The following is a 25,423-nucleotide window of genomic DNA, read 5'->3' as shown; positions in this document are numbered from 1 at the left end:
TTCACTCCCCTGTCACTTCCTTGTACCATTTTGGATGGTGCTTCTTGGCCCAGGCACGGGAAACCTTACCCCAGAGCATTGCTTCAAGGGTGCCCGGATTGCCGATGGTTCCCAGGTAGACATGAACAACGACGAACATGGCCGACAGCACGAACAGCAGACCGTGGATGAGCAGGGACAGCTGCACGATCCAGCGGGGAAAGGCGAGGGGCCACCAGATGAAGATGCCGGTGATGCCCAGAAAGAGTGTCGCCAGGCCGATGAAGACGCCGAATACTTTTTGTCCGGCGTTGAACTTGCCCACCTTCAGGTGAATTTCTTCCCGGCTCAGGTACCCCCCAAGGTAGCGGCACCATTCCAGGTCATCGCGGTTGAAATCAACGGTTCTGGCACGGTTGTGGAGGAAAAGAACGAGGGAGCTGATAAAGAAAAGGACACCGGCGATCTTATGGATGGTAATAGCTTTCTGGCCGCCGCCGAAGAGGTTGAAGTAGCCGGTGAAAAGCCGCGAGTAAAGCCCCAGTCCCGAGAGAAGAAGAGTAAAAAAGGTGGTGGTGACAAACCAGTGCAGCACCCGTTCCTTGGTATTGAAACGATCGATATAGTTACTCATGTCTTTCCTCCGTGCCGTTTCCATTCTCATGTTCAGGCCGTTTCGGCCCCACCGTCACGTAGTGGAGCAGCATGGCGCCGATACTCCCCCAGAAGCCGAGGATTCCCAGAGGCTTGACCACATCTTTCCAGAGAAAGATGGAAAGGGGGATCGATGGCTTGGCAGGCAGACCGTAATCGGCCGGCGGCCCCTCCAGTGCATAGACCACACCGAGCCCGAGCAGGTCATTTTCGCCGTAGAGTTTCTTTTTGGCGGCCTTGGCCTTGGTGATCAATTCACTGCGGTTGCCGAAGGTGATGGCCCCGGTAGGACAGGATTTGGCGCAAGCCGGCGCCATGCCGCCGGCGACGCGATCCTGGCAGACGTGACACTTGGCCACCTTGTCGTCAGCGCCATAACGGGGGATGTTGAAGGGACAGGCAGAAACACAGTACTTGCAGGAGATACACTTTTCTTTGTTATAGGCGATAATGCCGTCCCTGGTACGATAGAGCGCCCCCGGCGAGGGACAGACCTTAAGGCAGCCGGCATCGCCGCAGTGCATGCAGCGCTCGTTGAAAAAGGCCCAGGTGACCCCGGTGCCGCTTGCCCTTTCCATAAAATGGATGCGGTTGTAGAGGTTGGCGGTCAGCTCTGCGTCGGCGCCCACCTGCTCCTTGCCCGTTTTCTCCGCATCCAGCTTGTTCCACTGCTTACAGGCCACCTGACATGAACGGCAGCCGATGCAGCGGGAAGTATCTATAAGAAATCCTTTCCTGGTATCGGTCATGGCGCTCACCCCCTTCTCTTCAGCGTGACCATGAAGGCCTTGGTTTCGGGAATCATGGTATTGGCATCCCCGGCAGTCGGGGTCAGCAGATTGGCCGCATCCCCCACCCCCGGTGTACACCAGCCGAAACACCATGGCAGCCCAACCTGGTGCACCAGACGGTCTCCAATCTTCATGGGCTTCAGGCGCGGCGTAACCACGGCCACAGCCTCGATGCTTCCCCGGGCCGAAGAAACTACAACCTGATCGCCATTCTTCAGCCCCTTCTCCTTGGCCAGTTCAACGCTCATTTCCACGAACTGCCTTGGCTGCAGTTCCAGCAGCAAGGGGTGTTACGGGTCATGACGCCTGTCTGCCAGTGTTCGGTAACCCGGTAGGTAGTCGCCACAAGGGGAAATTTGCTGTCAGCCGAGGCCAGCACATCCTCGGGAATAGCGCCATCGGCAAAGATTTTCACCGCCGGATTGATCTGCTGCTTCGACAGCAGGTTTTTCGCTACCGGCGATTCCACGGGTTCGTAATGCTCAGGGAACGGCCCATCCTTCAAGCCTGGCCCGAAGAGTGCCCCCAGGCCATCAGCACGCATAATGAACGGCTTGCGCCCGTCCTTGGCATCGGCCATTGGTGGCCACGGCCCGTCGGGCACATCCCCTTCCCACTTGCCCAGCTTGCCGTCGGGCAGAACCGCCAGCGGGTTCCAGTAAACAACCGCCTTCTTCACATTGAACGGCTTGCCCTCCAGGTTGACCGAAGCACGGTTATAGATGATGCGCCGGTTCACCGGCCAGCACCAGGACCACTCGGGGAACATCCCCAGGCCGGTGGGGTCCTTTTTCACCCGCCGGGCCATCATGTTCCCCTTCTCGTTGTAGCTCTGGCAGTAGATCCAGTTGCCGCAGGCGGTGCTGCCGTCGGCCTGCAGCTTGGCGAAGCATCGATCAGCTCACCCTTTTTGCCGAGCAGTTTCTTCTCCCACGGCTGCGGTGGCGGTGGCGGCGGTTCTCCAGGCTTGGCCTTGGGCTTGTCCTCCACTTCAGCAATGAAGGTACCGTTGATCTCCTTGGCCACCGCATGGATATCAATGCTCCGGATTATGCCATCGGCCCGTTTGAAGCCGTAGTTCCAGGTCAGGTTGGTAAGTTGCTCGGGGAGCGCGCCCCCTTCTACCTGATAAAGCCCCTTGATGCGGAAGAAAAGCTCGTTCATGATCTCCGAGTCGGCCTTGGACTGGCCGAGGGGCTTCACCGCCGCGTAGCGCCACTGGGCCCAGCGCCCCGAATTGGTGATGGAGCCCTCCTTCTCGAAGGAGGCGGCGGCAGGCAGGAGAAAGACCTCCGTATTCACCTTGGCGGGATCCATGCCCGGACCGCGCCAGAAGGAGGCGGTCTCGTTGTCGAAGAGATTGACCGCCACCATCCAGTCCAGCTTGGCCAGGGCCTTGCGCACCTTGTTGGAGTTGGCTCCCGAGCAAGCCGGATTCTGCCCCCAGGCAAAGAAGCCGCTGAATTTCCCCCTGATCATCTGGTCGAAGATCATCAGCCACGAGCCGTTCATGCCCGGGTCCATCTTGGGGAGCCACTGGTAGCCGAAATCATTTTCCTTGGTGGCGCTGCCCCCGTAGATGGCCTTCAGGTAGCTGGCGATATATTTGGGGCGGTTCTGCCACCAGTTGGCGCTCTGGGGGTCGTTGCTCTTCGGGGTGTACTTGGCGTTGTAAGCGGCAAGGTCCTTCAAATCAGCAGACGGCATGGGCAGGTAACCGGGAAGGATATGGAAAAGCAGGCCATGGTCGGTTGAGCCCTGGACATTGGACTCGCCGCGCAGGGCGTTTACTCCGCCCCCGGCAATGCCGATATTGCCAGAAGAAGCTGAATGATGGACATGGCCCGGATATTTTGCGTCCCCACGGTATGCTGGGTCCAGCCCATTGCATAGAGGGAGGTCCCCGCCTTGTCGGGGGCGCCGGTGGAGCCATATGCCTTGTACACCTCGACCAGAGTCTCCTTGGGGGTACCGGTAATGCTGGAGACCATCTCCGGGGTATAGCGAGCGTAGTGTTTCTTCAGAAGCTGGAATACGCAGTTCGGATCACTGAGGGTCGGGTCGGTAAGGGGATTACCTGCTCCATCTCTCTGGAATCCCCAGGATTTGGCATCATAGCTGCGCTTTTTGGGGTCATACCCGGAGAAAAGGCCGTCAAGCTTGTCCGGCATCCTGAAATCGGCTGATACCAGCATGGCGGCATTGGTGTAGTGCGTGACGTAATCGGCGAAGTAAAGCTTGTTCTGCAGGATATAGTTGATCATCCCGCCGAGGAAGGCAATATCGGTGCCCGAGCGTAGCGGCGCATAGATGTCCGCCTTGGCCGCACTACGGGTAAAACGTGGATCGACGCAGATAACCTTGGCCCCTGCGTCCTTGGCCTTCAATATCCAGCGGAAGGAGACCGGGTGGTTTTCCGCCGGATTGGCCCCCATGATGAGAATAACATTTGAATTCTTCAGATCTATCCAGTGATTGGTCATTGCACCGCGTCCAAACGACTCTGCCAGAGCCGCTACAGTTGCGCTGTGTCAAATGCGCGCCTGATGTTCGATGTACACCAGGCCCAACCCCCTTAATAGTTTTTGGTACAGGTAACACTCTTCATTGTCCAGTGCGGCGCTACCCACCGAGGCCATGCCCATGGTGCGATTGACGGTGGCCGTCACCTCTTTTTCCACCTCGGCGGCCCCCACCTTCTCTTTCACCTTGATCTTGCTGGTGGCAACGAAGCTGGTATCGCGGCTTTTCTTCACCCGCCTGGCAATCTCGTCCATGGCCCAGTCCCAGGTCACCGTCTGCCATTCCTTGGCGCCGGCGGCACGGTACATGGGCTTGGTCACCCTGGCCGGGTTATCCCGCAGCTGGAAGACAGCTGATCCCTTGGGACAGAGCGCCCCCTCGTTGATGGGATGGTCCGGGTCCCCCTCCACGTTGATCAGATTCCCACCCAGGTATGCATGATCATGCCGCACCCCACCGAGCAGTAAGGACAGATTGAAGTGGTCTCCTTGGCAAAGCGGATGGGAAGGTCCTCCGCCTTCGCCTCCAGCGGGGCCAGATCCAGCCCCAGCGCCGATGCCGCCAGCCCGGCCCCGGAAAGCTTGAGAAAATTCCTTCGAGAAACTGCCATAGCACAACCTCCTTCGTGGAAAAAGTCTGCAATCACATGGCAACCTGGTTTACGTCATTATAATACTATGTTTTATATTCTCAAGTCAGCAATTATTACCGCCCCTGCAATGGCTATTTTTAGTTGCAAATCAATATGACATTGTTTTATTGGACTAGAGAAACGATATATAACGCTGCATATTAAAATATCGTCACATCCCTGCCGGAGCTTTAGCTATTTCCGTTTTTTCTTTCGTAGACTTGAAAGAAGGTTGTCCCATGGAGACAGGATCTGCCTGATAAAATGGGGTGTATCGCCCTTTGACAATCGTTAGAATCGGGTTTATAGTGCGCGTCAATTGGTGGGTTTTCATTCGTGAGACGATGGGAAGGTTGGAATAATTGGTGGGTTTACGGCTGCAACAGAGAAATATGGGGAGTATCCCTAAGTTCCTTAAGAAAAGATATGGAGGAATTATCGTGCGACAATTAGTCTGTTTTCTATTATTGCTGGCCCTAACTGGCTGTTCAAAAGATCTGGTGCAGCATGCCTACCTGAAAAACTACACCTTGGGCGAACCGCAAACCGTTCATATCGGCGAGCCTATAATTAAAATCAGGGATATCTATCGAGAATTTGATGAAAATCACCCTAGTGTCAAAGGAGTGTGTCTTGAGCCGTCTAGTGACTTTTCCGTATCCGCTAAATATACGGAACGATTCATTGACAGAAGTCTGAAAGTATCGGGTTCAAGTCAAAAGCAATATCCATTTAATTATGTCACTAAAATCAACAACGCCGAATATTCTGTGTTTTGGATTGGTAGTGAAAATGGCAAGGATTATGGCTTATTGATCGATGACAATGGCAAAATTTTTACTGGATATGCTTTCGTTGATAATCATGATAGTAGCAGCATGTACCTATTGAAAGATGTGGTTTTAGACCCAGCAAACACCACCATGAAAATAACAAAAAAGTCCACCCCATGTAGCGGGTTTAATAACTACGACTCTGATGACATAACTATTGGTGACAATAATCTTGAGCTTATTTATGGAGGAATTAACAACGTTACCATCTCACTCATGTACAGGGAATATACCTGGAACGATCTAGCAAGACCATCCTTCTTCCAAAACCTTGTATACGAAACCGGCGCGAAAGAGATTAGATTCAAAGATTTTAAAATTGAAGTTCTTGAATTAAGCAATGAAAAAATTGTCTACAGGGTATTGGAAGACAAACTTAAAGATACCACTTTGCGCCGTGATGGCCGGGAATGGCAAACCATTGAGAAAGCGAGAAAAAAAGACTAGGGGCGGCGAGAAATGCCCACGCCTTTGCCCCAAGCAAATCGGAGAGAATAGAGAACTGAACTGGTTTCCCCCGAAAGTCATTATTTAGGCTGCTTTTCGGTGTGCCTTAAGCACCGACAATGCTGCCGGGTCATGATCCAGCAATACCAGGGCACTGCTTATCGCCCGACTGGGCAGTAAATCACCGCTTTCATATTTCTGGAAAGCCCTTGGGCCGCCGCCTATTAAGAGACCGGCCTCTTCCTGGGAAAGATGAAGCTTCTTGCGGACACGGCGAATTTCATCCGGCTCCAGCAATTTTTCACTTCTGGCTTTGAGGAGATTCAACTTCCGATCGGAAATTTTCATATCCTCACCGGTATGTATACTCTCCTCCGATTGATCACAGTACCAGCCAGGCATATCGAAAGTGAGGCTCTCGCCTTTGTAGGTAAGAGTCATTGGACGTACCCCGCGATACATTGGCGCACCCGTTTCCGGGCAGACGGGATTATTCATGGTTCTTCTCCTTGAACGACAGCAGCAGGAACTCGGTTATGGTGTCGGCTGTGAATTTCACATACAGAAGGAAAAGAAGAAGGGTCGGGAAAAGAAGAAGGGTCGCGTCTCCAAATTCCAAATTTGTGATTTGAAAACGTGCCCCCTAATAATTCCCTTGCTATCTTGCTAATCTGGCAGAACAATCCGTTCCCGCAGTGATGGATCTCTTTTCATCAACTCCTCGCCTCTACGTACAGCGATGGAAACACCGGCTGATCCGAGTCCTGTTGTCGCGTCACAACCCCCTACAGCATCTCTTGCCGAAATACCTCGCAATTGTCTCCTGCATCGTCATATCCTGGCTCTGCCAACGGCAATAGTTACAGCGCCCCCAGCAGATACCAGTCCGGCACCCCCCAGACATTCCGGCGCAATTCGACAACCTCATCTCCCGGATAGACCACCAACCCTACTTTGGCCGCATCCCGATGTTCCGCATGAACGTCTCCACGCTTCTGCCGTCTGCTGCGGTCACCCGTTCCGATGATTTGGTCTCGATGGGGATAATTCCGTGCTCACTCGCCAGAAGAAAATCCACCTCCAGTCCAGCGGCTGTGCGGTAGAAATACAGCTCCGGCTCCACCGGCTGGAGCTGCTTCCACTTCAAAAGTTCGGTGCAAAGCCAGCTTTCGTAGGCTGCGCCGCGACTGATGGAAAGCTCCCCAACAATGGCCCTGTTCAACCCCACGTCCGGAAGAAGAGTTTCGGACTCTTGACCAGCCGTTTGCTGACGTTTTCATGCCAAGGGGGGAGCAGAACGCACTGAAACGACATGGTCAGCAGTTCCAGATAGCGCTTGATGGTATTGACCGCCACTCCCAGATCCCGCGACACTTCGCTGATTGAAAACAGATTTGCGGTGCGGCTGCATAACAGCTTCTGCGCCAGGGCAAAGGTATCGATGTTCGCCACCTGCCCCACATCGGCAATATCCCGCTCCAGGTATGTTTTGCGATAGTCCTTGAGCCAGTTCAACCGCTCCGTTTCTCCCGTGCGCTGCCACACTGGCGGATAGCCGCCCCATCGTTGATGTTCGTCCCGCATCCCACGCAGGGTACGCAATTGTTGAGGTGAAACCAGGGAGAGCCGCCCGGCGTCCTGTGGTGAAATCGCCTGATCCTGCCATATTCGGGAGAGAAGCGGTGATTCGCCGCCACCGGTCAGTTCAAAGAGGGAAAACGGGTACATCTGGCAGAGCGCCACCCGACCGGCCAGGGTCTCGCGAATGTTCTTCATCATCAGCAATTGCGACGATCCGGTCAAAACGAAGCGTTTCCGTGCGTTGGCAGGTTTTTTCCGTTCCCGGTCTACCACCAGCTTCAGCGGGTCGAACAATTGCGGGATTTTCTGCACCTCGTCAAGCACCACCAGCGGTGTCGTAATGCTTTCCAGGATCTGCACGGCCGAGCGCTGAAAACGAAGCCGTTCGTCGGGATCGTCGAAGGAGATGTAGGTAAACGAAAGGTCAAGCCGTTCTGGGAGCTGCATTTCGCAAAGCGTGGTCTTGCCTGTCTGACGCGCACCGGTCAGGGCCACAACCTGCTCATGGTTCAGACGGGTGATTATGGTGTCGGTTATTGATCGTTTGATGCTGTCCATGACGTATTTATATCAACTACATTGCAATAATACAATGCAAATTTGCAATGTAGTTGACAAATCATAGGGAAGACTCAACCCTCCTAATCTGCTATGGAGTACAATTCTTCTTGGGAGGCTAAGGGAATATGTTGATTAAATGGCTACAGGGGCAGGCTATGACCAGCCCTGCCCCTGTAATAAAAATCGAAGCTGTAACCTTATACCTGCGATCCGCCCCGGAATTCGGGTTTGTCGCTCTTGGCGAAATCCGCTTTGGCTTCCCCGTGGGATGAGACATCACGGGCACCGGTACGCGCCAGGATCTCCTTTGCCCGGTCGGTCCATTCCGAATTGTCGGAATGGACCGACATGAGTATTCCCCCTTCCTTTACGCGGCCTTCATAACGCTTAGCCTCATATTCGGGAATTCCCATTCCCACCAGTGCACCTGCTATGCCCCCTACCACTCCGCCTACCCCCACTCCGGCCAGAAGGGCAACAATCGGCCCGGCCGCGAGGAATGGTCCAATGCCGGGTATGGCCAGCGCTCCTATGCCGGTAAGCCACCCCAAAGCGCCACCTATTGCTGCGCCTGTCCCGGCCCCGGCTGCCGTACCCTCCGGAGCCTTGGTGTGCTTCTCATGGGCAAAATCCTTCGATCCCACATTTTCAGGTAGGAGAACCGAAATATCCGTGCTTCTGAACCCTGCATCACGCAATGCGTCCAGACAATCTTCCGCATCCGCCCTATTGGTGTAGATCCCATAAACTGCCGTGTTCTTTCCTGCCATAATTACCTCCTTTTTCCCTGTAATACTCGCCTTACAGCCACTCCAGCCTGCTTTATCTCTCAGATGAGAGCAAAGATCGCAAAGAATACAAGTTAAGTTTAATTATGGACAGGCCCTGTAACAAGAGACCTTTCGGCCATTAAATTCGATACCAAAAGGGTGACACCCAGATGTTTATAAGAAGCCTTGTCATTCCGCCCCGCCAATACATTAATAAACACTGTAACTTGGCAAAAGGAATAGCAAATTTGCATTCCCAAACGGCTCAGCGGCGAAAATGACCTCCCCTCCCCCCTACTCCTTCTCGATCTTCGCCATATCCTCGCCCTGGCTGGCTTTCTTAAAGTTCCTGATACTGCTCCCCAGGGCCTGGCCCAACTGGGGCAGTTTCGACGGGCCAACCACCACCAGGGCGATTATGCCGATGATAATGACTTCGGGCATGCCGAATCCGAACATTACTCTCTCCTTTTGCTTATGGCGCTGCTGTTGTTACTGCTGTGGACGACCGTATGCTCCCCGCGCAGACTGAAGTAGTCGGCGGGGGTATTGATGTTGCGGAAAGAGTTGAACCCTCCGTCGAAACAGGCCACCAGATCGGCCGGCACGACCTCCACGGGAACCGCATCGAAAAAGGAAACCACCCGCTTCTTCCCTGCTGCCAGGCTCTTCTCCATGGCATCCAGGCAGCCGCGCCCATATACCGCATGGAGCGGTTCAAGGCCGCCGTCGCTTTCGGGAATCACCACACCGGCTGGATTATAGCGCCCGGCAAGGTAGCGTATCAGCTCGTCATCCAGGTAGGGCATGTCGCAGGCGACGGCGAAGATGGCCGGGGTGGTGCTGTGGAAGAGCCCGGCATGGATGCCGGCCAGCGCCCCCATGCCGGGGAAGATATCTCCCACCGTGCGGCAGGGGAGAAACCGGTACTGCTCCGGTGTGTTGGTAACAACGATGACCTCGGGGAAGATCGCCGTCAGCTGGCGATGGATCGCCTCGATGAAACGCCCTCCCCGGTAAGGGAGGAGGGCCTTGTTGCTCCCCATACGGCTGGAGGCGCCACCGGCGAGGATGACGCCGGTGACGTTGGTACTCTGGGTCCTAAAGTTGCTGAGATGCATGACGATCCTGTTTAGAGAGTGAAGTCAACGGCAATATCAATCCCCCCCATAGCCTTCTCCCTGGGGGAGAAGGTGGCCGAAGGCCGGATGAGGGGAACAGCCATATCAATGCATCCACCATTTCCCCCTCACCCTGACCCTCTCCTTTAGGCCCTGTGGGTCCTCATGGAGAGGGAACTGAAACCACAGCTCCTTTTGGTTCTTAAGCTTCTACCGCCACTGAACCAGGCTTCTCCACCTTGCGGAACTTGTCCGGCAGGGAGTAATCCACCGTCTCCGGATGGTGCTCGAAGATGGGAAAGTACTTGGCGATGAGGACAAAGAAGAGGATCTCCGCGGCAATGATGCCTACCGTCACCAGGGTCTCCAGGAGCGACGGCACGTAGGCGGCGCCCTCGTGGATCATGCCGTACATGGAGACGTTGAAGCGGTTGACCACCAGCCCGAAGATGACAAGGCCGGCGGCGATGGCGCGGAGCCGGTTGTCGCTGCGGACTTTGCGCTGCAGGAACATGAAGAACGGCACGAACACGCCGATGACAACTTCCACGGCAAAGAGGACCAACATGCCAGGCCTATCGAAGAAGGGGCCCTGGCTGAGAAAAACCAGGGCATAGGCCTTGACCAGGATGTAGACGCCGATCACCCACGGGATGATCTTGGCCAGGGTCTCCAGCAGTTCTGACTCGTCCTCCTGTCCCAGCCACTTGTGGGTCATGGTTGCTTCGAGGATGATGATGGACAGGCCGCTGAAAATGGCTGAGATCCAGAACAAGAGCGGCAAGAGCGGGTTATACCAGAGGCTGTGCAGCTTATCCACGGCAATGAGGAAAAAGGTCCCCAGGGACGATTGGTGCAAAGTGGAGATGGCGGCTGCAGCCACCACCAGGGGCATCTCCAGGGTCCTCAGCACCCGCAGCGCAGGTAATAGCCCAGTTTCTCGCAGACCGGCGACAAGAACTCCAGGAAAAGCACCGTGGTGTAAGCCATGATGCACATGGAAACTTCGAACATTGGGGAATGGGGGTTCCAGAAGACCATGGTGTGCCAGCAGCGCTGGGGCTGCCCAAGATCCAGCAACAGTCCCACGCTCACCAGGGAGTAGCCGAGGAAGCCGGTGACAATGGCGGGCCGCACCAACGGCTCCAGTTTTTTGATGTGAAAGCAATGGGTGATGGCCCCCAGGGTGAAGGCGCCGGCGGCCAGCGGCACCGCCGTGACCACGTCGAAGGAGATCCACAGCCCCCAGGGATAGGTATCATTCAGGTTGGTGGTGACCCCCAGGCCGAAGATGAAGCGGGCCAGGGACGCCAGGGCGCCGAGGCCAACCAGCACCATGAGGAACTTGAGGAAGCGGTGGTAGCCCTTTATTTCATTTATGATCAGTTTAGCAGCAGTCATTTATTGTCCTCCAATGCCATATAAGGATTCCCCCTCCCTTGATGGGAAGGGGTAAGGGGGAGGGTGAGATCTTCCGCTTCCCCCCTCTCCCTAACCCTCCCTTTAGGCCCCGCGGGTCCACCAGGGGGAGGGAACTTTTTACTAAGATATTTCATCCTGATTCCGGTCCAGTTGTTTCCTGCTTTGGGTTCTCTGCTCTTCTTCCTTTTTCAGCCGTTCTTTCCGGTGGGTAAACCAGGAAAGAAGCGACAGGGAGCCGCCCACGGTGAGGAAAACCCCCGGCACCAGGCGCAGCGCCTGCCAGGTGTAGGAGGGAAGCGGCCGTTTGGTTACCTGCTTGAAACCGAGCTCGTCGAAGGGGAGCGCGGTCAGGTAGATGACACTGGTGCCACCCGCCTCTTCCTTGCCATAGATTTTGTTGAGATAACGCTCCGGGCGGGCGGCAATGCGCCGTTCCGCCTCCTTGAGCATGTCAGCCCGTGGCCCGTAGGTAATGGCAGACGGACAGGCGGTGGCGCAGGCGGGCTTGTGGCCTTCCCTGATCCTGCTGTAGCAGCCGGTGCATTTTTTCACCAGAGGAAAAGCCTTGCTCCACTCGTACTTGGGGACGCCGAAGGGGCAGGCGACCATACAGAAGCGACAACCGATGCAGCGCTTGGTGTCGTACACCACCGGCCCTTCCTTGGTTTTATTGAAGGCGCCGACCGGACAGACGGAGGCGCATGCCGGGTCATTGCAGTGCATGCACATCTCCTTGTAGAAGCGAACTCGTTCTGGCCGTTTTTCTGGTAGTCGCGGAACTTGATGCGGGTAAAAGTATGTTCGGACATGGCCGGGGGATTCTGATACCCCTCACCATTGAAGAAGCTTGTTTTCTCCGCCTTCAGCTGATTCCACTGCTTGCAGGCCACCTGGCAGCCGCGGCAGCCGGTGCATTTGGTCATGTCGATGAGGAACGCTCCGCTGTTGTTAAAGTCCTTGGTCTCGCCACTCATGAGCGTTTACCCCCTTTCTCGATATTGCAGAGGAAGGCCTTGAACTCGGGAATGCTGGTATTGGCGCAGCCAACGGACGGGGTCAGAACGTTGCCGCTGTCCCCCTTGGCCAGCCCGGCATAGCCGAAATGCCAAGGCATCCCCACCTGCTCGATCATTTTTCCATCAACATTGAATGGCTTGAGCCGTGCCGTCACCAGCGCCGTCGCTTCGATGGCGCCGCGCACGGTGCTGATTCGCACCTTGTCCCCCTGGTGGATTCCCTTCTCTTTGGCCAGGGTCTCGGAAAGCTCGACGAACATATCGGGCACCAGTTCCACCAGCCAGGGGAGGTTGCGGGTCATGGCCCCGGCCTGCCAGTGCTCGGTGACCCGGTAGGTGGTGCCGATATAAGGGAACTTGGCCAGATCAGAGGAGACGTTCTTCGGCAGTTTCACCACCGGGTTGTTCTGCACCGGCGACAAAAGGTTCCTGGCCGGGCTCTCCACCGGCTCGTAGTGCTCGGGGAACGGACCGTCTTTCAGATCCAGGCCGTAGAGGCGGGCATGCCCCTCGGCCAGCATGATGAAGGGGTACTTCCCCTCCTTGTCGTCGTTCATGGGAGGCCACGGTCCGTCGGGCACATCCCCCTTCCACTTCTTCTCCAGCCCGTCCCAGGCAATGACCGCCCGCTTGGGATTGAAGGGAACACCGTCGGGATTGACCGAGGCCCGGTTGTAGATGATGCGCCGGTTGACCGGCCAGCACCAGGACCACTTGGGGAAGAGGCCGAGGCCGGTGGGGTCGCAGGCATCGCGGCGGGCCATCTGATTTCCCTCCTTGGTATAGGAACCGCAGTAGATCCAGCAGCCGGAGACGGTGGAACCATCGTCCTGCAGGTACTTGAACATGGGGACCTGGTCCCCGGCCTTGAACTCCAGGGTCTTGTCCTTGTCCTTGATGGTCATGTCTTTCGTGAAGTAGCCGTTGATCTCCTTGGCCACCTGGTGCACATCGGGCTCATGGCCGCTGCCGTAGTTCCAGGCCAGCTTGGTAATCGGCTCGGGGAAGGCGCCCCCTTCTTTCTTGTAGAGGTCCCTGACCCTGGTGAAGAACTCGTGGATGATGTGCAGGTCGCTCCTGGATTCGCCTACCGGCTCCTGTGCCTTGTAGCGCCACTGGGCCCAGCGGCCGGAGTTGGAGATGGAACCTTCCTTTTCCACGCTGGAGGCGGCAGGAAGCATGAATACTTCAGTATCAATTTTCTTCGGGTCAACGCCGGGGCGCTTCCAGAAGATGGAGGTCTCCGTTTCCCACAGGTCCACGGTCACCAGCCATTTCAGTTTGCCCAGGGCATCCCTGGCATTTGTGGAGTCGGGTCCCCCCATGGCCGGGTTCATGCCCATGCAGACCAGCCCTTCCAGTTCCCCCTTGCCCATCTTCTCCATGAGCTTCATGTAGGAGTAGTTGCCGCTCCGCTTGGGGAGATAGCTGTAGCAGAAGTCATTGTCCTTGGTGGCGTTGTCACCGTACCAGCCTTCAAGAGGCTGACGGTGTATTTCGGGGTGTTGCCCCACCAGTTGGCGCTCTTCTTGTCCTTGGTTTTGGGGGTCCATTTCTCCAGGTAGGTCTTCAGGTCCACGTTGTCGAACTCCGGGGATTTCAGGTAGCCCGGCAGGATGTGGAAGAGGAGCCCGTAATCGGTGGAACCCTGGACGTTGCTCTCGCCGCGCAGGGCATTGATGCCGCCGCCGGCGATACCGATGTTGCCCAGGAGCATCTGCAGCATTGATATGGCACGCACGTTCTGGGTACCATGGGTGGACTGGGTGATGCCCATTGCATAAAGGATGGTCCCGGCCTTATCGGCACGACCGGTGCTGCAGAAGGTGTTGGCGACTTTGAGGTAGCCTTCCTTGTTCGTGCCGGTGATGGCGCAGACGGTATCCACATCGTAACGGGAGAAGTGCTTCCGCATCAGCTGGAAAACGGAGCGGGGATGCTGCATGGAGCGGTCCTGCTTCGGATTACCTGCCTCATCAAGCTCATAGGCAAGCATCTTTAAATCATAGCTCTTCTCCGTGTCGTCAAAGCCGCAGAACATTCCCTGTTCGAAATCGAACTTGTCGTTGACGATGAAGGTGGCGTTGGTGTACTCCCGCACGTATTCCTGGTGGATCAGGTTATGGCTGAGGGCATAGTTGATCAGCCCGCCGAGAAAGGCGATATCGGTGCCCGGCCGGATCTGGGCATAGATATCCGCCTTTGAGGCGGTCCGGGTAAAACGGGGATCTACGGCGATCAGCTTGCCGCCGTTATCCAGTGACTCCTCGATCCATTTGAAGGAGATGGGATGGTTCTCGGCCGGGTTGCAGCCGATGGCCAGTATTGCATCGGAGTTCTTCAGGTCAATCCAGTGATTGGTCATGGCACCACGACCGAATGAAGCCGCCAGACCGGCGACTGTAGCACTGTGTCATAGTCGGGCCTGGTGTTCCAGGTTGGCCACACCCATGGCCCGGCCGAACTTGGACCAGAGGTAGCATTCCTCGTTGTCTAACCCTGCGCCACCTAGAAAAGCAAGCCCCTCGGTCCTGTTCACCAGATACTCTTTATTGTCCTTCTTGTTGATCTCTGTCGCCTTGAAGGTCTTGTCTCGGGTTTCCTTCATGTTTTTGGCGATCCGCTCCAGTGCCCAGTCCCAGGATTTTTCTTCCCATTTGTCGGAACGGGGGGCACGGTACATGACCTTCTGCAGACGCCGCTCATTGTTGGCGATCTGAAACAGGGCGCCCCCCTTGGGACAGAGCGCCCCATGGTTGATTGGGTGATCCGGATCCCCTTCGATGTTGACGACCTTGCCGTTCCTGGTGTGGACGATCAGCCGCAGCCCACGGCGCAGAACGGGCAGATGGTGGTGGAACTCTTCAGCCCCTTGGTCCGCATCTGGGGCGCATCGACGCTTGCCTCCCCGGGCTTGCCGGTAAGCGTCAGCCCTGCCGCTGCCAGAGCGCCCCCCTGCAGGAATTGTCTTCGTGAAACTGCCATATGTGCTCCCTTCCATGATAGGTAAACGTGCAAGACGTTCTGCGTTCTGTAAACAAATGTGGCTTCAACCGAGCCGTATACGGCAACAGCCGTGCCAATACGTTTACACGTTTACAAAATGATACAAAGGAGTTCAAGCAGCTGGAATACCGCCTTTTTTTGTTATGTCGGGAAGAACATCGGTAGCGGGAAGAAAAGTTGTCTTGCGCTGTTCTGTCCATCTCATGTATCATTTTGACACAATATTTCACCCCCCTCGCCCCCCCTCCCTACAGAGCAGGGGGAATTGAGGGGGATATGGAGTGCAACTGCATGTCAGAGACAAGAATACTCATCTGCGATGACGAAGAGGGCATCCTCAAATATATGAAAAAGCTCCTTGAGTCTCAGGGGTTGGTCGTTGAAACGTTCACCTCCGGAAAGATGCTCCTTGCCCGGCTGCAGCAAGGCGCCAATGCCGACCTGTTGCTGCAGGACGTGAAAATGCCTGACATGGATGGGCTCCAGGTCTTACAGAACGCAAAAAAGGTCTGTCCGGGGCTGCCGGTAGTCATCATGACCGCCTTCGGCACCATCGATGCTGCTGTGGAGGCAATGAAACTGGGGGCCTACGATTATGTAACCAAGCCCTTTCCGAAGGAAAAAATCCTAGGAGTGCTGGAGAATGTTCTGGAACGGGAACTCCTGCGCAAGGAAAACCAGCAGCTTAAGGAGGAACTGGGAAAGGTGACCCTGACGGATGCCATCGTCTTTGCCAGCGACCGCTTCCGCGAAGTCTACGAGTTGACCCTGGAGGTAGCGGCCAGCGAGGCAAACATCCTCATCCTCGGCGAATCGGGGACGGGAAAGGAACTCATTGCCGGCGCCATTCACCGGCACAGCAAGCGCAGGGGACGGCGTATTCTTTCCATCAACTGCGCCGCCCTGTCCGATACGCTCCTGGAATCGCAACTCTTCGGCCATGTGCGCGGCGCCTTCACCGGCGCCACCACCAACCAGAAAGGGCTTCTGGAAGAGGCGGACAGCGGCACCCTCTTCATGGACGAGATTGGTGACATGAGCCTGATGCTGCAGGCCAAGCTGCTCAGGGTGATCCAGGAGGGAGATTTCATTCCGGTGGGAGCGACCAGGGCGAAGAAGGTGGACATCCGCTTCGTTGCCGCCACTAACAAAAACCTGGAGAAGGAGGTGGCCGAGGGAAGGTTCCGGGAGGACCTCTATTACCGGCTGAATGTCATCTCCATACCCCTGCCGCCGCTCAGGGAGAGAAAAGAGGACATCGAGCCCCTGGCCCGCCATTTCCTGAGAAAGTACAACCAGCGCATGAACAAGGAGGTCGACCGCTTCACCAGGGAAGCGCTGGACCTGATGCTGGGCTATAGCTGGCCGGGCAATATCCGGGAGTTGGAAAACGTCGTCGAGCGGGCAGTGATACTGGCCCGCAGCGGCGTAGTCACCACCGACCACCTGCCCATGTGGAAGAGAACTGTGGCCTCGACCGCTGCAACTGGGCCGGCATCTGCCCCGCCGCCCGACCAGCTGGTCTCCCTGGAGAATGTGGAACGGGAGCACATCCGGCAGACGCTGGCGCGGACCGGCTTTCATAAGAGCAGGACCGCCGAAATTCTCGGTATTTCCCGCAAGACCCTCGACCGCAAGATTGCGGAATTCGGGCTGAAGCCCGAAGGAGAGTAACCATTGCCGCAGCAGAAGCGCTTCTCCATCAAAAGGAAGCTGTCCATCGCCATTCTCATTCCCATCGCCGTGGCTATCCTTATCTGCTGGCTTGCCGGGGTGTTCATCCTCAACACCAGGACCGTCAGGCAAGCCCAGGAAAAGGTGCGCAATGACCTGAACGCCGCTCGCGAGGTCTACCTCCACGAAGTGGGCCACATCCGCGACGTGGTCAGGTTTACAGCTTCCGCCCCCTACACCGCCGCAGTCCTCCACGGCAACAGGGAGGTGCTGGCCGGCATTCTCGCCCCCCTGAGGCAGACGGAGCAGCTTGATCTGTTCATGGCGCTGGATGCCCAGGCAGAGTCCTTTACCGCGCCAACAACCCGGCCGCCTCCGGTGACGACAAGTCCCGTAACCCGGTCATCACCCGTGCCTCAAGGGGGAAATCATTGCCGGTACCTGGATCGTGTCCGCCGAGGCCATGGCCATGGAAGGAAAGCAGCTGGCAGAAGAGGCTGCCATACCCATCCTCCCCACCCCCCATGCACGGCCCACCACCGAGGCCATGGAACGGGCCGGAATGATGCTCATTGCCGCAGCACCGGTCAGGGACGGCGCAGGCGGATTATCGGCGCCCTCTGCGGTGGCGTCCTCCTCAACAAGAACAACAGCCTGGTGGACAAGATCAAGAGCATCGTCTACGAAGGGGTGAAAGCGGACGGCAAGGATGTGGGGAGTGCCACCATCTTCCTCGGCGACCTGCGCATCGCCACCAACGTCATGACCTCAGGCGGTGCGCGCGCAATCGGCACCCGGCTTTCGGAAGAGGTATATAATCGCGTCATCCTGCACAAGGAAAAATGGATCGACCGGGCCTTCGTCGTCAATGACTGGTATTTTACCGCCTATGAGCCGATCCTCTCCGTCGATGGCGTCCCCATCGGCTCCCTCTATGTGGGGATGCTTGAGAAGCCATACACCGCCATCAAGTTCCGGCTGGGACTCCTCTTCAGCGGCGTCCTGCTGGTGGGAGCGGTGATCGGCATTGCCGTAGCAGGTTGGTTGGCGGCCCGCCTGGCAAAACCGGTCAAGGAACTGGAAAATGCGGCACGGCGGGTGGCTGCGGGGGAACGGGATGTGCAGTGCCTGATATCGAGCCGGGATGAACTGGGGGATCTGGCAGAGGAATTCAACCAGATGAACCGGGCTCTGATGCAGCGCGAGGATGATATCAGGGAGCTGAACAGGGGATTGGAAGACAAGGTCAGGGAACGGACGACGGAACTTGAAGAGAAAAACCGGTTACTGGAAAAAACACGGGAGCAACTGGTCCGGAAGGAAAAGCTTGCCGCCATCGGCGAACTGGCCGCCGGCGTTGCCCATGAAATCAACAACCCCATGGCCATCATCCGCGGCAACACGGAACTGCTGCAGATGTCGATCCCCCAAAACGCCGACAACCGGGACGAAGTGGACACCATCTATCAGCAGGTGGGGAGAATAGAGCGGATCGTCGGCAACCTGCTCCGCTTCGCCCGCCAGGAGAAGAAACAGCTGGGGCAGGTGGATATAAATGGGCTGTTGGAAGAAATCCTGGCGCAGATTGGCCACCAGGCGCCACTTGCCGGCATCCGCATCATGAAGGAGTATGAGGCGGGGCTACCGGTCATGGAAGGGGATAGCGGTCAGATCAGGCAGGTCTTGACCAACCTGGTGCTCAATGCCATTCAGGCAATGGCTGCGGGGGGGATGCTGACGGTAAGAACACGGATGGAAACAACAAAAGAGATGGCTGAGATTACGGTCGCCGACACCGGTAGCGGTATTGAAGCAGAAAATCTGCAACAGATCTTCAATCCGTTCTTCACCACCAAGGCCAACGGCACCGGCTTGGGGCTCTCCGTATCATACGGCATCATCAACGACCACGGCGGGACGATCGAGGTGGAAAGTGAAACAGGAAAAGGAAGCACATTTAAGGTTTCGCTGCCGGTGAAAAGCAGGTTCTAAGTTCTAAGTTCTAAGTTCTAAGTTCTAAGTTCTAAGTTCGAGGTTCGAAGTTCGAAGTTCGAAGTTCGAGGTTCGAGGTTATGATCGCCTCACCAATCACCAATCACCAATCACCGCAACCACGTCTCCCGGCTTGACAGTTCCCCCTTTGAGGACCTTGGCAAAAATCCCTTCCTTGGGCATGACACAGTCACCAGCCTGGTAATAGATGGCACAGCGGGTATGGCACTCTTTGCCGATCTGGGTAACTTCCATTTCGGTCGGTCCGATGCTGAGCCTGGTGCCGATGGGCAAAGAGACCAACTCTATCCCTTCGGTTGTTATGTTCTCGGCAAAATCCCCCGTGTCCACGGAAAGGCCCAGCGCCTGCATCTTGCGGATGCTCTCCATGGCCAAAAGGCTCACCTGACGGTGCCAATCACCGGCATGGGCGTCGCCGATGATGCCATGATTCTCCTTCAACTCCACCGAAGCAACCGGGGTCTTCCGCTCCCCTTTTTTCTCACTGATGCATACTGCTAGTACCTTTGCCGACATATCTTTCATATCCTTTCCTAGCCCCCGACCCTTGACATGGCGAAGGGCTGCAATTCCTTGTTGTTATCATCCAGGCCATGCCGGTCCGGCTTGCCGGCAACAATCTGTCGTAACGCCTCCCGCAGCCGTTTCTCGTCGCCCAGTCTCAGAAGCGGCTTAAGATCCATACCATCCCCGGACAGCAGGCAGCCCTTGGCCATTCCGGCAGAAGTAACCCTGATGCGGTTGCAGTCGCTACAGAAATGCCCTGAAATAGGGGTGATGATGCCGATGGAGCCTGCAGACCCTTTGATCTTGAAGTTACGTGACGGCCCAGCCAGTTCCTGACTGCCGTAAGGGAGCAACTCATATCTCTTGCCGATCCTCTCTAAAATCTCACTTCCGGAAACCGACAGGTTTCGCCAGTTATCAGCCTGCAAGGTCGGCATGTATTCGATAAAACGTACAGCATAGGGGCGATCCAAGGTCATGGCCGCAAAATCAAGCACCTCTTCGTCATTGATGCCACGCATCACCACCATGTTGATCTTATGGGGTGGAAAACCGGCTGCTTCAGCTGCGTCCAATCCTCTCAGGACCTGTGCACGTCACCACCGCGGGTAATGTGGGCAAAAGTCTGCTCCTTCAGGGAATCCAAGCTGATATTAAGCCGCTGGACTCCAGCCTTAAACAGATCCTCAGCCATTTCCGCCAGTAACAAGCCGTTGGTGGTCAGCACCAGTTGCTTCAGGCCTGGCACAGCGGACAGTTCCTTTAAAAACCGGATGATATCTCTGCGCACCAGCGGCTCGCCACCGGTGATGCGAATTTTTTCTATGCCGATGGCAACCGCTTGCCGCGCAACACAGACAAGGTCTTCGTAAGTGAGAATGTCGTCATGGCAAAGCTTTTCGATCCCCTGCTCAGGCATGCAATAACTGCAGCGCAAGTTGCAGCGGTCGGTCACGGAAAGGCGAAGATAGTTTATATGACGGCCATGGGTATCAAGTAGTTTCATTGACTCCACCAATTATTTTTAACTAGCAAAATGCCGTGATAAAAAATATCACAAATTTTAAAATTTTGTGGTATTTTATACATGCATTAAGAAATTAACACATGGGCGCTGTGCAGCAAGGCTTTTAGCAACCACAAACACTTGAATTAAACAAAAACACCGTTTTAAAACTAAATCTCCGAGTCGCAATTGCCTACCGGGGATGACAAAGCTGTCATTCCATGGCAACCGACCATTGGGTCCTGCTGGAAACGGCAGCGCCTCCCTTTTGGAAAGGAGAGTCACCGAACGGCATAAAAAACCGTTACCCGCGGGGTCTCTTTCCATCAAGAAAGGGACCTTTTTTATTTCGGAAGACAGGGTAAGGAGCCTTCAATGTCGCTGGCAAAGGAGGACCTTAAGCACATTCAGTATCCACAGGAGAGGATAAACTAAGGTGGGGTTTTTTTCCGAATCACTGCAGACAGCTTTCAGCCTCATCATGTCCATGGACAGGGAGGTCTATACGACCGTCTGGACTTCCATCTACGTATCCATATGGTCAACGCTTTTTGCATCGGTCATCGGCATCCCTGCCGGTATTACTATCGGCATCGGCACATTTCCGCTGAAAGGAGCCCTGACGACAACGCTTAACACGCTGATGGCCCTACCTACAGTTGTTGTGGGACTGGTGGTCTATGGCATGATAAGCCGCCAAGGGCCTCTTGGGCAGTTGGGGCTTCTTTTTACACCAAAAGCGATGGTTTTGGGACAGACACTTCTGGCCATCCCCATCATTACCAATTATACCCTCAGTACCATCGAAGGCGCCGACAAGCGGATCCTTCCCACGGCTCTCACTTTGGGAGCTGGCCCTTTGCAAGGGGTCCTGCAGCTGGTACGTGAAGAGCGGTATGGCGTGATGGCGGCCGTCATTGCCGGCTTTGGAAGGGTCATCGCCGAGGTAGGCGCTGCCATGATGCTCGGAGGAAACATTCGCGGTTATACCCGTACCATGACCACTGCCATTGCCATGGAAACCAGCAAGGGAGAATTCGCCTTCGGACTGGCATTGGGGATTGTTCTCCTGGCGGTGGCCTTTCTCGTCAACCTGGCACTGAACATTCTTCAGCAACAGAGGTAAACCATGACCACGCTCTTCACTTTGCGATCGATTCGTAAGTTCTACAGGAATAACATCGTACTTGACCTGGAGCACCTGGATATCCATCAAGGGCGCTGTTATCTGTTGACCGGTCAGAACGGAGCCGGCAAAAGCACACTGCTGAACATCCTGCTTTTCTTTCGCCACCCACTTCGGGAGATATCTCTTTCGAGGGGCACGGGGTTGATTGGAAAAGCCGCACCTTGCTTGCCTGCAGACAAAAAGTGACCCTGCTCCATCAATCCCCGTATCTTTTTGCCGGGACCGTCTTTGCCAATGTGGCTTATGGACTCAATGCCCGCAAGATACCCCATGGGCTGCAACAGCAGCTGGTTGATGAAGCCCTCGACTCGGTCGGACTGAGTGGCTTTCAGGCGAGGCCGGTTCAGGACCTCTCCGGGGGTGAAGCACAGCGGGTGGCAATGGCAAGGGCCCTGATATTGAAACCGCTGGTGCTGCTGCTCGATGAGCCGTTTAGCAGCGTCGACAGGAAGACTGCGGAAATGATGGAAAGCATACTGGCTTCCCTCCCCCAAGGAGGAACGACGGTGATCATGGCAACCCATGAACCTTCGCGGGAGCCTCTGCTCTTTGCCGAAAGCATTCACCTCGTCCAGGGAAAGCTGGCAGGCTCACCGCAGGTTAATTGCCTTACGGCTGCATAACTCTTCTCTTGCAGTAGAGGCTTTTGTTTCAAAATCTTAAGAAGCCAGACGAGGTAAACTCCATGCCCACCTTCACTGAAGCCAGGAAAATCATTCTTGACAATGTTGCAACCACAAACATGGAGCGTGTTGCCCTCCTTGATGCGATAGGCCGGACTCTCGCCGAGGATATGGCCGCCCCATGGGACATGCCCCCTTGGAACAACTCGGCCATGGATGGTTTTGCCGTCCGGGCCGAAGACTGCCAAGGACCGGCAACGCTCAGGGTCACCGGATATATTCCTGCCGGAGCCATAGCCACTGCTGCCGTGGAACCGGGCTGTGCCATAAAGATCATGACCGGCGCCCCAATCCCTCCCGGAGCCGATGCAGTAGTGCCGGTCGAGGAAACCGTCGAAGGAACTGATTCGGTAAAGATACTGGAGCAGGTAAAGAAAAGGCAGCATATCCGCTTTGCCGGCGAGGATATCAAGGCTGGAGACAAGGTCCTGGCAGCCGGCACAGCAATTACTTCGTCGGGCATCAACATGCTTGCATCTCTGGGCGCTGCCCTGGTGCCTGTTTTCCGCAGACTCAGAGTTGCCATAGTTTCGACCGGGGATGAACTGGTTGAACTGGGGGGACAGATTGGACAAGGGCAAATCATCAACAGCAATGCTTTATCACTGGCGGCGGCCGTCAGGGAAATCGGCGGAGAACCGGTCATCATCGGCATCGCCAGGGATAACAGGGAAAGCCATCTGCATCTCCTCAGCCAGGGACTACAAGCGGATGTGCTATTGACATCTGCAGGCGTTTCCGCCGGCGATCGCGACCTGGTGCGGGAGGTCCTAACCGAACTGGGGGTGCGGCAACTATTCTGGAAGGTTGACATCAAGCCGGGGCGCCCCACCGCCTTCGCCATGAAAGACAATATCCCCGTCTTCTCTCTCCCCGGCAATCCTGTGTCGACCATGATTACCTTCGAAGACTGGTAAAACCTGCGCTTTTGAAGATGATGGGGAGAACGAGGATTATCGCCCCCACATACAAGGCAACGCTGACGGAAGAGATCCGCAAGAAACCCGGGCGGCTGCATTTCCTTCGCGTCACCCTCGGGAAAGGAAAGGATGGCTACCTGGCAACCAGTAGCGGCAACCAGGAAACCGGCATCGTCAGAACAATGATTCAGGCGGACGGACTGGCCCTGCTGCCAGCCGATAAATCGGTGTTCGCTGCCGGTGAACAGATTGACGTGCATATCCTTAACCACAATTTCGAAATGGAAGAAGCATAAAGCGAGGTGATCAATGTTCAACCACTTTGACGACCGGGGCCAGGCAATCATGGTCGATGTCAGCGGCAAACAACCGACCCTGCGCACGGCTGTTGCTGCGGCAACGGTTTTTCTGAAAAAAGAAACCCTGTCTGCCATTATCGAAGGAAGAATCAGCAAGGGGGATGTCTTCGCCGTTGCCCGACTGGCAGGGATCACTGCCGCCAAGAAGACCCCGGAACTGATCCCCTTATCCCATCCCCTTGCCATCCATCACGCCGCCATTGAATTTGAGACCGACGTGGAGACAGGGACTATAACCATAGAGGCCACGGTCCGGGCGCTGGAGCGTACAGGGGTTGAGATGGAGGCGATGGTTTCGGCTTCCCTGGCAGCGCTTGCCATCTATGACATGTGCAAAGGGGCAGACAAGGGAATTTCCATTGGCGAGATCACTCTTCTTTACAAGGAGGGTGGGAAGAGCGGCACCTATCGTAAACAGCAAAATAAATCGTCCGATTCTGCCTGAACTGCTACCCCACTTTCCAGATAAAACCCTCTACCATCAATTGCTTGGCAGAGGGTTTTTAATTTTAGAGCCACTTTTTTTATTGACCAGGCCTAAAGCTTGCGGTATAAAATCAAATCTTGTTCTAAATATTAAATGGGAGGAAATTATGCACTTAATGGAGCAGATCAAGGCCAAAGCCAAAAAAAACCTGCAAACTGTCGTGCTACCTGAAAGTTATGACGAGAGGATGCTTTTTGCCGCTCAGAAAATAGTGGAACAAGGTTTGGCCAAAATAATCATCCTTGGTAATCAGACGGAGGTTTCCGCCGCTGCCCAGAACAAAGGGGTCAATCTTGCGGGAGTGGAGATCCTCGATCCGGCAACCTCGCCAAAATTAGAAGCCTACATCAATGCACTGGTGGAACTGCGGAAAAGCAAGGGATTGACCAGGGAAGAGGCCCGTAACCTTCTCACGGCAAAGGATTACCTGTACTATGCCGGCATGATGGTCAGGCTGGGAGACGCCGGAGGTGAAGTTGCCGGTGCCACCGGAACCACCGGCAATGTGCTGAAGGCCGCATTTCAGACAGTTGGGACGGCTCCGGGGATCAAAACCGTCTCTTCATTTTTTCTCATGGTTACTAAAAATACCGACTTCGGTGAAAACGGCATCGTCCTTTTTGCCGACTGCGCCGTCAATCCCAATCCGGATGCCCAGGCCCTGGCCGAAATAGCCGTCGCCACCGCCCGCAACTGCAAATCCTTCCTCGACGTTCCCGCCCACGTTGCCATGCTCTCCTTCTCCACCAAGGGAAGCGCAGCCCATGCCGATGTGGACAAGGTGCTCAAGGCTCTGGAAATCGCCAAGGGGATCGATCCATCACTGCAGATCGACGGGGAATTGCAAGCCGATGCAGCCCTGCTGCCAAAAGTCGGGGAAAAGAAGGCGCCAGGAAGCCCGGTTGCCGGTAAGGCCAACGTCCTGGTCTTCCCCGACCTGGATGCCGGGAATATCGCCTATAAGCTGGTGGAACGTGTTGCCGGGGCAGAAGCTATCGGACCGGTCATCCAAGGACTTGCAAAGCCGGTAAACGATCTTTCACGCGGCTGCTCCGTGGATGACATAGTGAATGTCGCAGCAATCACAGCTGTTCAGGCACAAGGATAAAAAGCGGTCGGCGTTAAAGGTGGTTGGTGGTTGGTGGTTGGTGGTTGGTGGTTGGTGGTTGGTGGTTGGTGGTTGGTGGCCAAGCAGAAAAGGCCGGGGGAAATTCCCCGGCCTTTTTTCTTTTTTTTGCCATCACTTGCTA

At 55.7% G+C, this 25,423-nt stretch carries 16 protein-coding genes, 7 pseudogenes and 1 riboswitch; of the genes and pseudogenes, 8 read left to right on the top strand and 15 right to left on the bottom strand.

Annotated features, from left to right (window positions below; all coding sequences use genetic code 11):
• Position 1 precedes the first annotated feature (1 nt).
• The 3 genes and pseudogenes from JCM15764_RS09330 to fdnG (JCM15764_RS28080) all read right to left on the bottom strand — a co-directional run bounded on the left by JCM15764_RS09330 (position 2) and on the right by fdnG (JCM15764_RS28080) (position 4,557).
• Complete coding sequence (locus tag JCM15764_RS09330; protein WP_054695008.1) at positions 2-613, bottom strand: formate dehydrogenase subunit gamma; 612 nt, start codon at positions 611-613, stop codon at positions 2-4.
• Positions 606-1,382 carry a 4Fe-4S dicluster domain-containing protein gene (locus tag JCM15764_RS09325; protein WP_054695005.1) on the bottom strand — a complete coding sequence of 259 codons (777 nt, stop codon included), beginning with the start codon at positions 1,380-1,382 and terminating at the stop codon, positions 606-608. The genes JCM15764_RS09330 and JCM15764_RS09325 overlap by 8 nt, the downstream gene beginning before the upstream one ends.
• Before the next feature lie 5 nt (positions 1,383-1,387).
• A pseudogene (gene fdnG / locus JCM15764_RS28080) lies at positions 1,388-4,557 on the bottom strand (formate dehydrogenase-N subunit alpha).
• Between the two features lie 386 nt (positions 4,558-4,943).
• Here fdnG (JCM15764_RS28080) and JCM15764_RS09310 point away from each other — a divergent pair.
• Positions 4,944-5,858, top strand: coding sequence for a hypothetical protein (locus JCM15764_RS09310; RefSeq protein WP_243688656.1), 915 nt, complete (start codon positions 4,944-4,946; stop codon positions 5,856-5,858).
• 84 nt (positions 5,859-5,942) lie between these two features.
• On the opposite strand, the gene JCM15764_RS09305 is transcribed toward JCM15764_RS09310, so the two are convergent.
• The 10 genes and pseudogenes from JCM15764_RS09305 to fdnG (JCM15764_RS09265) all read right to left on the bottom strand — a co-directional run bounded on the left by JCM15764_RS09305 (position 5,943) and on the right by fdnG (JCM15764_RS09265) (position 15,314).
• Positions 5,943-6,356, bottom strand: coding sequence for a type II toxin-antitoxin system MqsA family antitoxin (locus JCM15764_RS09305; protein WP_054694999.1), 414 nt, complete (start codon positions 6,354-6,356; stop codon positions 5,943-5,945).
• A 451-nt stretch (positions 6,357-6,807) separates the two neighbouring features.
• Positions 6,808-7,080 carry a DUF4143 domain-containing protein gene (locus JCM15764_RS30610; RefSeq protein ID WP_054694996.1) on the bottom strand — a complete coding sequence of 91 codons (273 nt, stop codon included), beginning with the start codon at positions 7,078-7,080 and terminating at the stop codon, positions 6,808-6,810.
• Positions 7,077-7,997, bottom strand: coding sequence for an ATP-binding protein (locus JCM15764_RS09295; protein ID WP_054694991.1), 921 nt, complete (start codon positions 7,995-7,997; stop codon positions 7,077-7,079). Before JCM15764_RS09295 ends, JCM15764_RS30610 begins: the two co-directional genes overlap by 4 nt.
• Positions 7,998-8,197: 200 nt before the next feature.
• The gene (locus tag JCM15764_RS09290; RefSeq protein ID WP_054694987.1) at positions 8,198-8,770 is read right to left on the bottom strand and encodes a quinol:electron acceptor oxidoreductase subunit ActD; all 573 of its coding nucleotides are present in this window, start codon (positions 8,768-8,770) and stop codon (positions 8,198-8,200) included.
• Positions 8,771-9,064: 294 nt separating this feature from the next.
• Positions 9,065-9,229: a twin-arginine translocase TatA/TatE family subunit gene (locus JCM15764_RS09285; protein ID WP_054694984.1), complete on the bottom strand. Its 165-nt coding sequence runs from the start codon at positions 9,227-9,229 to the stop codon at positions 9,065-9,067.
• A complete protein-coding gene (gene mobA, locus JCM15764_RS09280; protein ID WP_054694981.1) occupies positions 9,229-9,891 on the bottom strand; it encodes a molybdenum cofactor guanylyltransferase in 663 nt (220 codons plus the stop codon). Before mobA ends, JCM15764_RS09285 begins: the two co-directional genes overlap by 1 nt.
• Positions 9,892-10,093: 202 nt before the next feature.
• Positions 10,094-10,804 (bottom strand): NrfD/PsrC family molybdoenzyme membrane anchor subunit, encoded by a 711-nt coding sequence (nrfD, locus tag JCM15764_RS26385; RefSeq protein ID WP_279384349.1) that lies wholly within the window; start codon positions 10,802-10,804, stop codon positions 10,094-10,096.
• Positions 10,798-11,292, bottom strand: a complete 495-nt coding sequence (nrfD, locus tag JCM15764_RS26380; RefSeq protein WP_279384348.1) for an NrfD/PsrC family molybdoenzyme membrane anchor subunit — start codon at positions 11,290-11,292, stop codon at positions 10,798-10,800. Before nrfD (JCM15764_RS26380) ends, nrfD (JCM15764_RS26385) begins: the two co-directional genes overlap by 7 nt.
• Positions 11,293-11,433: 141 nt before the next feature.
• Positions 11,434-12,287: pseudogene (locus JCM15764_RS09270) on the bottom strand (4Fe-4S dicluster domain-containing protein).
• Positions 12,284-15,314: pseudogene (fdnG, locus tag JCM15764_RS09265) on the bottom strand (formate dehydrogenase-N subunit alpha). Before fdnG (JCM15764_RS09265) ends, JCM15764_RS09270 begins: the two co-directional pseudogenes overlap by 4 nt.
• Positions 15,315-15,626: 312 nt before the next feature.
• Between fdnG (JCM15764_RS09265) and JCM15764_RS09255 the strand changes: the two are divergent.
• The gene (locus JCM15764_RS09255; RefSeq protein WP_054694977.1) at positions 15,627-17,009 is read left to right on the top strand and encodes a sigma-54-dependent transcriptional regulator; all 1,383 of its coding nucleotides are present in this window, start codon (positions 15,627-15,629) and stop codon (positions 17,007-17,009) included.
• 3 nt (positions 17,010-17,012) lie between these two features.
• Positions 17,013-19,001 (top strand): annotated as a pseudogene (locus JCM15764_RS09250) (cache domain-containing protein).
• A 96-nt stretch (positions 19,002-19,097) separates the two neighbouring features.
• Here JCM15764_RS09250 and JCM15764_RS09245 read toward each other — a convergent pair.
• Together JCM15764_RS09245 and moaA are read right to left on the bottom strand one after the other, a co-directional pair.
• Complete coding sequence (locus tag JCM15764_RS09245; RefSeq protein WP_054694973.1) at positions 19,098-19,538, bottom strand: MOSC domain-containing protein; 441 nt, start codon at positions 19,536-19,538, stop codon at positions 19,098-19,100.
• A 17-nt stretch (positions 19,539-19,555) separates the two neighbouring features.
• Positions 19,556-20,535, bottom strand: a pseudogene (gene moaA / locus JCM15764_RS09240) (GTP 3',8-cyclase MoaA).
• 164 nt (positions 20,536-20,699) lie between these two features.
• A riboswitch (molybdenum cofactor riboswitch) is annotated at positions 20,700-20,830 on the top strand.
• A 141-nt stretch (positions 20,831-20,971) separates the two neighbouring features.
• Between moaA and JCM15764_RS09235 the strand changes: the two are divergent.
• From JCM15764_RS09235 to pta, 5 genes and pseudogenes are all read left to right on the top strand, one after another.
• Entirely contained in the window at positions 20,972-21,661 is a 690-nt protein-coding gene (locus JCM15764_RS09235) for an ABC transporter permease (RefSeq protein WP_054694970.1), read from the top strand.
• 3 nt (positions 21,662-21,664) lie between these two features.
• A pseudogene (locus JCM15764_RS09225) lies at positions 21,665-22,347 on the top strand (ATP-binding cassette domain-containing protein).
• 62 nt (positions 22,348-22,409) lie between these two features.
• Positions 22,410-23,623: pseudogene (locus JCM15764_RS09220) on the top strand (molybdopterin molybdotransferase MoeA).
• A gap of 13 nt (positions 23,624-23,636) precedes the next feature.
• The gene (moaC, locus tag JCM15764_RS09215) at positions 23,637-24,131 is read left to right on the top strand and encodes a cyclic pyranopterin monophosphate synthase MoaC (protein ID WP_054694961.1); all 495 of its coding nucleotides are present in this window, start codon (positions 23,637-23,639) and stop codon (positions 24,129-24,131) included.
• 148 nt (positions 24,132-24,279) lie between these two features.
• Positions 24,280-25,281, top strand: coding sequence for a phosphate acetyltransferase (pta, locus tag JCM15764_RS09210; protein ID WP_054694959.1), 1,002 nt, complete (start codon positions 24,280-24,282; stop codon positions 25,279-25,281).
• The last annotated feature ends 142 nt before the right edge of the window (positions 25,282-25,423 follow it).

Source organism: Geotalea toluenoxydans JCM 15764, assembly GCF_001311985.1.
GTDB classification, from domain to species: Bacteria; Desulfobacterota; Desulfuromonadia; order Geobacterales; family Geobacteraceae; genus Geotalea; species Geotalea toluenoxydans.
Note: the sequence above shows the minus strand (reverse complement) of the source record. Positions and strands in the feature narration are given on the sequence as shown.

Bases quoted from the DNA above. Each gene is read 5' to 3' on its own strand.
- JCM15764_RS09330 (WP_054695008.1), bottom strand. From the start codon at position 613: ATGAGTAACTATATCGATCGTTTCAATACCAAGGAACGGGTGCTGCAC.
- JCM15764_RS09325 (WP_054695005.1), bottom strand. From the start codon at position 1,382: ATGACCGATACCAGGAAAGGATTTCTTATAGATACTTCCCGCTGCATC.
- JCM15764_RS09305 (WP_054694999.1), bottom strand. From the start codon at position 6,356: ATGAATAATCCCGTCTGCCCGGAAACGGGTGCGCCAATGTATCGCGGG.
- JCM15764_RS09295 (WP_054694991.1), bottom strand. From the start codon at position 7,997: ATGGACAGCATCAAACGATCAATAACCGACACCATAATCACCCGTCTG.
- JCM15764_RS09290 (WP_054694987.1), bottom strand. From the start codon at position 8,770: ATGGCAGGAAAGAACACGGCAGTTTATGGGATCTACACCAATAGGGCG.
- JCM15764_RS09285 (WP_054694984.1), bottom strand. From the start codon at position 9,229: ATGTTCGGATTCGGCATGCCCGAAGTCATTATCATCGGCATAATCGCC.
- mobA (WP_054694981.1), bottom strand. From the start codon at position 9,891: ATGCATCTCAGCAACTTTAGGACCCAGAGTACCAACGTCACCGGCGTC.
- nrfD (WP_279384348.1), bottom strand. From the start codon at position 11,292: ATGACTGCTGCTAAACTGATCATAAATGAAATAAAGGGCTACCACCGC.
- JCM15764_RS09255 (WP_054694977.1), top strand. From the start codon at position 15,627: ATGTCAGAGACAAGAATACTCATCTGCGATGACGAAGAGGGCATCCTC.
- JCM15764_RS09245 (WP_054694973.1), bottom strand. From the start codon at position 19,538: ATGTCGGCAAAGGTACTAGCAGTATGCATCAGTGAGAAAAAAGGGGAG.
- moaC (WP_054694961.1), top strand. From the start codon at position 23,637: ATGTTCAACCACTTTGACGACCGGGGCCAGGCAATCATGGTCGATGTC.
- pta (WP_054694959.1), top strand. From the start codon at position 24,280: ATGCACTTAATGGAGCAGATCAAGGCCAAAGCCAAAAAAAACCTGCAA.